The sequence below is a fragment of the Agrobacterium sp. GW821-FHT14E08 genome (assembly GCF_058803865.1).
This window is the reverse complement of record NZ_JBXAPJ010000010.1, coordinates 21,638-29,260: the sequence shown is the minus strand read 5'-3', so window position 1 is coordinate 29,260 and position 7,623 is coordinate 21,638. Positions and strand designations below refer to the sequence as shown.

At 60.7% G+C, this 7,623-nt stretch carries 7 protein-coding genes; 1 reads left to right on the top strand and 6 read right to left on the bottom strand.

Translation table 11 applies throughout. The annotated features are described in order from the left end of the window. Positions 1-963: ABC transporter ATP-binding protein (locus AC1ROR_RS23560; protein WP_498590921.1), on the top strand; the 963-nt coding region annotated here is incomplete at its 5' end. Between the two features lie 438 nt (positions 964-1,401). On the opposite strand, the gene AC1ROR_RS23555 is transcribed toward AC1ROR_RS23560, so the two are convergent. The 6 genes from AC1ROR_RS23555 to AC1ROR_RS23530 form a co-directional block, all read right to left on the bottom strand. Next, on the bottom strand, positions 1,402-2,478 hold the full coding sequence (locus AC1ROR_RS23555; protein WP_498590920.1) for an ABC transporter ATP-binding protein: 1,077 nt from the start codon (positions 2,476-2,478) through the stop codon (positions 1,402-1,404). A 4-nt stretch (positions 2,479-2,482) separates the two neighbouring features. Then, entirely contained in the window at positions 2,483-3,313 is an 831-nt protein-coding gene (locus AC1ROR_RS23550) for a carbohydrate ABC transporter permease (RefSeq protein ID WP_498590919.1), read from the bottom strand. Positions 3,314-3,316: 3 nt separating this feature from the next. Next, positions 3,317-4,261, bottom strand: coding sequence for a carbohydrate ABC transporter permease (locus tag AC1ROR_RS23545; protein ID WP_003525091.1), 945 nt, complete (start codon positions 4,259-4,261; stop codon positions 3,317-3,319). Positions 4,262-4,411: 150 nt separating this feature from the next. Next, positions 4,412-5,671 carry an ABC transporter substrate-binding protein gene (locus tag AC1ROR_RS23540; protein WP_498590918.1) on the bottom strand — a complete coding sequence of 420 codons (1,260 nt, stop codon included), beginning with the start codon at positions 5,669-5,671 and terminating at the stop codon, positions 4,412-4,414. A gap of 38 nt (positions 5,672-5,709) precedes the next feature. Continuing rightward, positions 5,710-6,882: a PLP-dependent transferase gene (locus AC1ROR_RS23535; protein WP_498590917.1), complete on the bottom strand. Its 1,173-nt coding sequence runs from the start codon at positions 6,880-6,882 to the stop codon at positions 5,710-5,712. Continuing rightward, entirely contained in the window at positions 6,879-7,571 is a 693-nt protein-coding gene (locus tag AC1ROR_RS23530; RefSeq protein ID WP_162936134.1) for a FadR/GntR family transcriptional regulator, read from the bottom strand. The genes AC1ROR_RS23535 and AC1ROR_RS23530 overlap by 4 nt, the downstream gene beginning before the upstream one ends. Positions 7,572-7,623: the final 52 nt, after the last annotated feature.

The window sequence follows — 7,623 nt, the reverse complement described above, 5'->3', positions numbered from 1 at the left end:
TTCGGTGAGGCGAAAGTCATCCCGTCGATCGATCTCGATATCAACGACGGCGAGTTCGTCGTCTTCGTCGGCCCGTCCGGCTGCGGCAAGTCCACGCTTTTGCGGCTGATCGCCGGGCTGGAGGACGTCTCCGGCGGCAAGATCGCCATCGACGGTAAGGATGTCACCGAAAAGGCGCCGGCCGAGCGCGGCCTTGCCATGGTGTTCCAGTCCTATGCGCTTTATCCGCATATGAGTGTCAGGAACAACATCGCCTTCCCGCTGAAGATGGCCAAGCTCGACAGGGCGGTGATCGACAAAAAGGTCGAGGATGCCGCCCGGGTGCTGAACCTTACCGATTATCTCGAACGCCGGCCCTCGCAGCTGTCGGGCGGCCAGCGCCAGCGTGTCGCCATCGGCCGCGCCATCGTGCGCGAACCGAAAGCCTTCCTGTTCGACGAACCGCTTTCCAACCTCGATGCGGCGCTGCGCGGCACCATGCGGCTGGAAATCTCCGAGCTGCACAACACGCTGAAGACAACGATGATCTACGTCACCCACGACCAGGTGGAAGCCATGACCATGGCCGACAAGATCGTGGTGCTCAACCGCGGCAATATCGAGCAGGTCGGCTCACCGATGGAGCTCTATCGCTCCCCCGCCAACCTCTTCGTCGCCGGCTTCATCGGCTCGCCGCGCATGAACCTGGTGACCGGCGATTACGCCCGCCAAAAGGGCGCCGCGACCGCCGGTGTACGGCCCGAGCATCTGCTGCTGTCGAAGGAAAGTGGGCTCTGGCAGGGCAAGGTCACCGTCGCCGAACATCTCGGATCGGATACCTTCCTGCATCTCGATGTCGATGGCATCGGGCCGATCACCGCCAGAACCGATGGCGAGTTCGAATGCAGGCATGGCGATACCGTCTTCATCACCCCCGACGAGACAAAGATCCACAGGTTCGATGAAAAGGGTGTAGCGATCTAGGTGTCGGCTTTCACAAGGTTTTTCATTCACAGCGGACCCGAGGACGCGTGGAGCTTACCCCCTCTGCCCTGCCGGGCATCTCCCCCTCAAGGGGGGAGATCGATCCGCGGCAAAGTCTCGCACATCAGGAAGCTTGCGAATGAAGCGATGAAAGAGCCTCTTGCCGATCTCCCCCCTTGAGGGGGAGATGCCCGGCAGGGTAGAGGGGGGTAAGCCCCACGCGCCTGCGGGTCCGCGTGAACGAAAAATCCTGTGAAAGCTCACATCCAGCCGGAGCCTCCACAATAGACGACCGAAGGGCAATCTGATGCCACGGTTGGCGCGTTTGCGGAGGTTCTCAACGTTTCCAGCTTTCCGTCGCTCCGGCTCAAGGCCGGAATGACGGAGGTAGGTGTGCAACCGCACAGGAAATCTTCCTGCCGAGTACTATGCCAAACCTCACGCCTCGCCGATCCTGACGCCATTCCTGTCGAAGACATGCAGCCTTTCCTGCGGGAAACCGACCCGCAGGGATTTACCCGGTTGCAACAATGCCCGGTCTGATGAAAACAGCTTGAAGGGCAATCCATGCACGGTGAGGTGCAGGATAACGCCGAGGCCGGTCGGCTCGACCAGATCGACTGTCGCTTCCACACCGCATTCAGCCGGCGCTACGGTCACATGTTCCGGGCGGATCCCGAGCGTGACCGGCTCGCCATCGGCGAGATCCACTTCCCGGCCAAGTGCAAGGCGCGTGCCGTCACCTAGCAGGACGAAACTGCCACCATTCTCCTGCACGAGCCGTCCTTCGAGGAAATTCATGCCGGGCGAACCGATGAAACCGGCGACGAAAAGATTGGCGGGGCGATCGTAAAGATCGAGCGGCGCGCCGATCTGCTGCACATGGCCGGCATTCATGGCGACGATGCGTGAGGCAAGCGTCATCGCCTCGATCTGGTCATGGGTGACGTAGACCGAGGTTGCGCCAAGATCCGCATGCATGCGTTTGATCTCGGCCCGCATCTGCTCGCGCAGACGGGCATCGAGGTTGGACAGCGGCTCGTCGAACAGGAAGGCCTTTGGCTGGCGCACGATGGCGCGGCCCATGGCGACGCGCTGGCGCTGGCCACCGGAGAGCGCCTTCGGGCGGCGGGCGAGATAGGGATCGAGGCCGAGTTTCGCGGAAGCACCGGCCACCGCCGCAGCGATGGTTTCTTTCGGGCTGCGGCGCAGGCGCAGGCTATAGCTCATATTGTCGGCGACGCTCATATGCGGATAGAGCGCATAGGACTGGAACACCATGGCGATATCGCGATCCTTCGGCCGGCGATCATTGACGCGTTCGCCATCGATGGACAGGTCGCCGGATGTTATCTCTTCAAGACCTGCGATCATGCGCAGCAGCGTCGATTTTCCGCAGCCGGATGGGCCGACGAGGACGATGAACTCGCCATCCCTGATATCAAGATCAACGCCATGCAGCACGGCGAGGTCGCCATAGGTCTTGCCGACATTCTTCAGCTCGATGGAAGCCATGGGATTATCCTTTCACCGCGCCGGCCGTCAGGCCCTGCACGAGATAACGTTGAATGAGCAGGAAGAAGAGGCAGGCCGGAATGAGCGCCAGAACGCCCGCCGCCATCATCTGTCCGAAATCGACGGAGAATTTCGAAACGAAGGTCAGAAGACCAACCGGGAAAGTGGCGCTCTGGTTGCCGGAAATCAGCATCAGCGCAAACAGAAGCTCGCTCCACGCGGCGGTGAAGACGAAACCGAGCGTCGCGGCAATGCCCGGCAGCGTCAGCGGCAGAATAATCTGGCGGAACGCCGTAAGCCGGCTCGCCCCATCGATCATCGCCGCTTCTTCCAGATCCTTCGGAATGCCATCGAAGAACGACTGCATCAGGAAGGTGGCGAAGGGCACGTTGAAGGCGGTATAGACGATGACGAGGCCCGTCAGGCTGTTGGTAAGCCCGAGCGGCGACAGCATCTTGAAGATCGGCGCGACCAGCATGACCAGCGGAAACATCTGGGTGATCAGCATCAGGGCGACGATCCAGTATTTGCCCTTGAAACGGAAGCGGGACAGCGCGTAACCCGACAGCGAAGAAAGTATCGTTACGGCAATTGCCGTGGAGCCCGCGACGATGACGCTGTTCTTAAAAAACGTCGGGAAGGCACTGTTTTCAATGACGAAACGATAATGATCCCATGTCGCCCGCGATGGCCACATCCTCACACCTTCGCTATAGAGCAGATCATTCGGCGTGACGGACACCTTGAGCAGCCAGAACAGTGGGAACAGTGCAAAGGCGATATAGGCAAGGATCGCCAGACGATGGGCAAGGGTGAGAAATATCCTTGATGTCATCGGTCAGTCCTTCTCGATCAGGCGCTGGCGCAGCAGCACGATCAGCATGGAATAGGCGAGCAACAGTACCAGAAGCACCAGCGCAATGGCCGAGGCATAACCGAAATCCAGACGCCGGAAGGCCTGGGTGAAGATGTAGCTGGCGACGATCTGCGTGCGGTCGGCCGGTCCGCCATTGGTCATGACGATGATGAGATCGGCGAAATTGGCGATCCAGACGGTGCGCAGCAGAATGGTAATGGCGATGGTGGGCGCCAGAAACGGCAGGGTGATGGAGGTGAAACGCTGCAGCGGGTTCGCCCCGTCAATTTCCGCCGCCTCGTAAAGATCGCGCGGGATGGCCTGAAGTGCGGCAAGCAAAGTGATGGCGAAGAAGGGAATGCCCCACCAGACATTGGCGATGATCGGCCCCCACATGGCAAGCTGCGGATCGGCGAGGATATTGTTGGGCGCGGATAACAGCCCGAGCGAGACCATCCAGTGCGGCAGCGGCCCGATGACCGGGTTGAACAGCCATGCCCAGTTGAGACCGGCAAGGAAGGTCGGCACGGCCCATGGCAGGAAGACCAAAGCCTGCGCCAGCCCCCTGCCCGCAAAGGGTTTATCGAGCAGCAGCGCCAGAATGAGGCCGAAGAAGAATTGCAGGAAAACCGAAGCGCCGGTCCACCACAGCGTGTTTTTCAGCGCCCGGTAAAAGGCCGCATCCTGCGACAGCGCCTCCAGATGTTTGAGGCCAACAAAACCGCCGGAAAACGGATTGAGCAGCTGCACATCGCGAAAGGCATAGGAGAGGCCGAGCACCAGCGGCACCAGCATGACGGCGACGATGAGCACCAGCACCGGCGCGCTGTAGAGCCAGGGTTCGGCCCAATCGGCAAACCGCCGCATCGCAGGCTTGCCGGCCGGTTTGCGCGCAGCCACCGGCCCGGCGCCATGGGCATAGGACATTGTATCGCTCCCTGATCGGACGACGGAACGGACGGGTTTTCCAGCCTCTCGGCTTACCGATCCGAAAAATTGCGAGGAAAAGGCCTGTCGCAGCGAAGGCCGGCAAGACCGCCGCACGGGCATTTGCGCCCGCACGGCTGGTCAATGTCGTTACTTGGACGCCAAGAACTTCTGCTGCGCCTTGGTCATGTAATCAGCCCATTGCTTGGCAAGGTCTTCCGGCGTGATGTCGCCGAGCAGCGCTTCCTGCGATGTCTTGATCACAAGCGAATCCTTGAAGAAGGCGAATTCCTCAAGATAGGTCGGCATCGTCGTCGGCACGGCGTTCTTGTCGGCCAGTTCGTCGAACCAGCCCTTGAACTGCTCGCTGGCATAGAAGGGGTCCTTCTCCGCCGACTTGTGCACCGGCAGAGCACCGGTCTTCTTGTTCCACTCGATATTGCCTTCCGGCCCTTCAAGCGTCTCGATCAGCTTCCAGGAAAGGTCCTTGTTTTCGGATTTCGACATCATCGACCAGCCGGCGAAACCAATCGTCGGGAAGGTCTTGCCGTCGGGGCCCTTGGGCATGGTCATGACGCCGAAATCTTCCGGCTTCATGCGCTGGGCAATGGCGATCAGCGCATCCGGGTCCTGATCGAGGAAGGCGCAGGTGCCGGAATAAAAGCCGGCAACGATCTCGTTGAAGCCCCAGTTGACGCTGTCCTTCGGCGCATAACCGTTCTTGTAGAGATCGATCACATAGGTCAGGCCCTTCACCCAGCCGGGGCTGTCGAAGGTGGAGGTGCCGTCCTTGGTGAAGAACTCGTTCGAGCCGGCCATGGAGGCGCCGAACATGACCCAGCCGTTGAGGCCGCCCGGGCCGCCGCGCAGGCAGTAGCCAGATTTGCCGGGAAGGGCTGCGACCTTCTTGGAAGCATCGGCAAATTCCTCGAGGGTCTTCGGCGGCTCCTTCACGCCGGCTTCGGCCAGCAGCTTCTTGTTGTAGAACATGGCGCGCAGGTAAAAACCATAGGGCAGCATATAGGCCGTGTCCTTGACATCGCGGCCGAGTTCCAGCGTGCGCTCGCTCAGGCCCGCGGTGTGCTCCCATTTGGCAAGATAGGGCTCAAGGCTCTCGAGCATACCGTTATTGGCATAAAGCGACAGCCATGTGTCGGGCATTTCCATCACGTCAGGAATATCGCCGGCCGAGACCATTGTGGCGAATTTCTGGAAGGCTTCGCTCCACGGCAGGGAGATGATTTCCACCTTGGTGCCGGGATTGGCGGCCTCGAATTTCGAAACGATGCCCTTCAGCGTTTCGGTGCGTTCCGGGCTGGTGATGACTTCCACCAGCTTCAAGGTCGTGTCCGCCAGCGCCGTTCCGGTCATCAGGGCGGTGAAGATTGCTGCCGTTACCAGTTTTTTCATGTCGTTCTCCCCTTTTTTGTGGTCAGTTTAAAAATGCGTCAGGCGGCGGTGGCCGCCTTGATCGCGGGTTCGAGATCGTTCCAGAGCGCTTCCGTACCCTCCAGCCCGACATGCAGGCGCACCGAACGTGCGCTGATGCCGAAGGTATGGGCGGAGTTCGGCTGCGCCTTCTGTTCGAGCACCACTTCGCCCGGGACGATGAGGCTTTCATGCCCGCCCCAGGAAACACCCAGTTTGAAAAGCTTGAGGCGGTCGGCAAAAGCACGCACATCCACCCCTTCCTTGAAGATGAAGGAAAACAGGCCCGACGTGCCGTTAAGGCCGGGCGGCAGGCGGTTCGCCAGTCCCGGATGGCAGACCTTCTCCACCACATCCAGCGCCTGCAGGCGGGTTGCGATCTCAAGCGCCGAGGCCTGATGCGCCTTCATGCGCAACGGCAGGGTGCGAAGCCCGCGAATGAGCAGCCAGGCATCGAAAGGCGACATCTTGCCGCCGAGATAGGGATAGGTTTCCGCCCGGATGCGGTCGATCATCGCCTTCGAACCGGCCACCACGCCGGAGACCACATCGCTATGGCCGCCCAGATATTTCGAGGCCGAATGCACGACGAGGTCGACGCCGAGCGAGATCGGCTGCTGGAAGACCGGGCTTGCCCAGGAATTGTCGATGACGGTGACCGCGCCATGCCGCTTGGCGATGGCGGCCAGCGCGCCGACATCGTGTGCTTCCATCACCCAGCTCGTCGGGCTTTCCATGTAAAACAGCTTTGCACCCGGCATCGCCTTTTCAACCGCCGCCTCATCGCGGCCGTCGACATAGGTCACCTCGATATTCATGCGCTGCATGAAAGTGCCGAACAGGCGGAATGCATCGGGATAGACATGGCGCACGGCGACGATCCGGTCGCCCGGCGACACGAAAGACAGCACGGTGGAGGAAATGGCCGACATGCCGCTTGCAAAACCGAGCGCATCTTCGGCACCTTCCAGCTTCGCCAGCATCTCTTCAAACAGCCGCACGGTGGGGTTCAGCCCGCGCGTATAGACCGGCCGCACCTTTTCGCCGCGATAGGTGGAAACCATTTCGTCATAGCTGGAAAAGGTGAAAAGCGAGGTCTGCACGATGGGCGGCACCACGGCTTCGAAGGCGTGGGCCTCGTCATGCGCAACGATAAATGAGGCGGGATCGAAGAGATCGTTGCCATGGTTCATTTCGACATGTCCTTGATATCCTCCTCGACGACGGCGAGGATTTTCAGTGTTTCTTCACGCGCACCGGCCGCATCGCCGGCGGCGATGGCGTTGAACAGCGTACGGTGAAAGGGGAAGGAGCGGCCGGCGAAATCCGGGCGGTCGAAGGGTTTCGACCAGAAACGTTCGAAACCTTCGCGCATCTGCTCCAGAAGCTGCTTGAACAGCGTATTATGGGTGGCGTCATAGATCGAAAGGTGGAAGGCAAGGTCGGCTTTACCGGAGGTGCCTTCGGCCAGATGCACCCGCTCCATCTCATCGAGCCGCGCTTCCATGATGGCGATATCCTCTGGCGTGCGGCGTCGCGCGGCTGCCATGGAGGCTTCCACCTCGATGCCGCGCCGTACTTCCAGCGTCATCAGCAGCGCATCACGCAGGCTTTCGGCATCGATGGAAATCGGCATATGCACGGTGGCGGCAGAAATCGGCTTCAGCAGATAATTGCCGCTGCCCTTGCGGCTGTCGATAACGCCGAGCGCCTGAAACTTGCGAATGACTTCACGGATGGTGGAGCGACCGACGCCCAGCGCCGCCATCAGTTCCCGCTCCGCCGGCAGCCGGTCTCCCGCCTTCAGCCCTGCCCGCTCCACATAGTCGGAAAGCGCGGCCTCGACCTGGCGCACGCGGTCGCTCGGTGGAATCGGCTGCATGAGTTCCCGGCTGGACCTGTCCAAGACGCATCCTCTAAATTGGTCTGACATC

Bases quoted from the DNA above. Each gene is read 5' to 3' on its own strand.
- AC1ROR_RS23555 (WP_498590920.1), bottom strand. From the start codon at position 2,478: ATGGCTTCCATCGAGCTGAAGAATGTCGGCAAGACCTATGGCGACCTC.
- AC1ROR_RS23550 (WP_498590919.1), bottom strand. From the start codon at position 3,313: ATGACATCAAGGATATTTCTCACCCTTGCCCATCGTCTGGCGATCCTT.
- AC1ROR_RS23545 (WP_003525091.1), bottom strand. From the start codon at position 4,261: ATGTCCTATGCCCATGGCGCCGGGCCGGTGGCTGCGCGCAAACCGGCC.
- AC1ROR_RS23540 (WP_498590918.1), bottom strand. From the start codon at position 5,671: ATGAAAAAACTGGTAACGGCAGCAATCTTCACCGCCCTGATGACCGGA.
- AC1ROR_RS23535 (WP_498590917.1), bottom strand. From the start codon at position 6,882: ATGAACCATGGCAACGATCTCTTCGATCCCGCCTCATTTATCGTTGCG.
- AC1ROR_RS23530 (WP_162936134.1), bottom strand. From the start codon at position 7,571: ATGCAGCCGATTCCACCGAGCGACCGCGTGCGCCAGGTCGAGGCCGCG.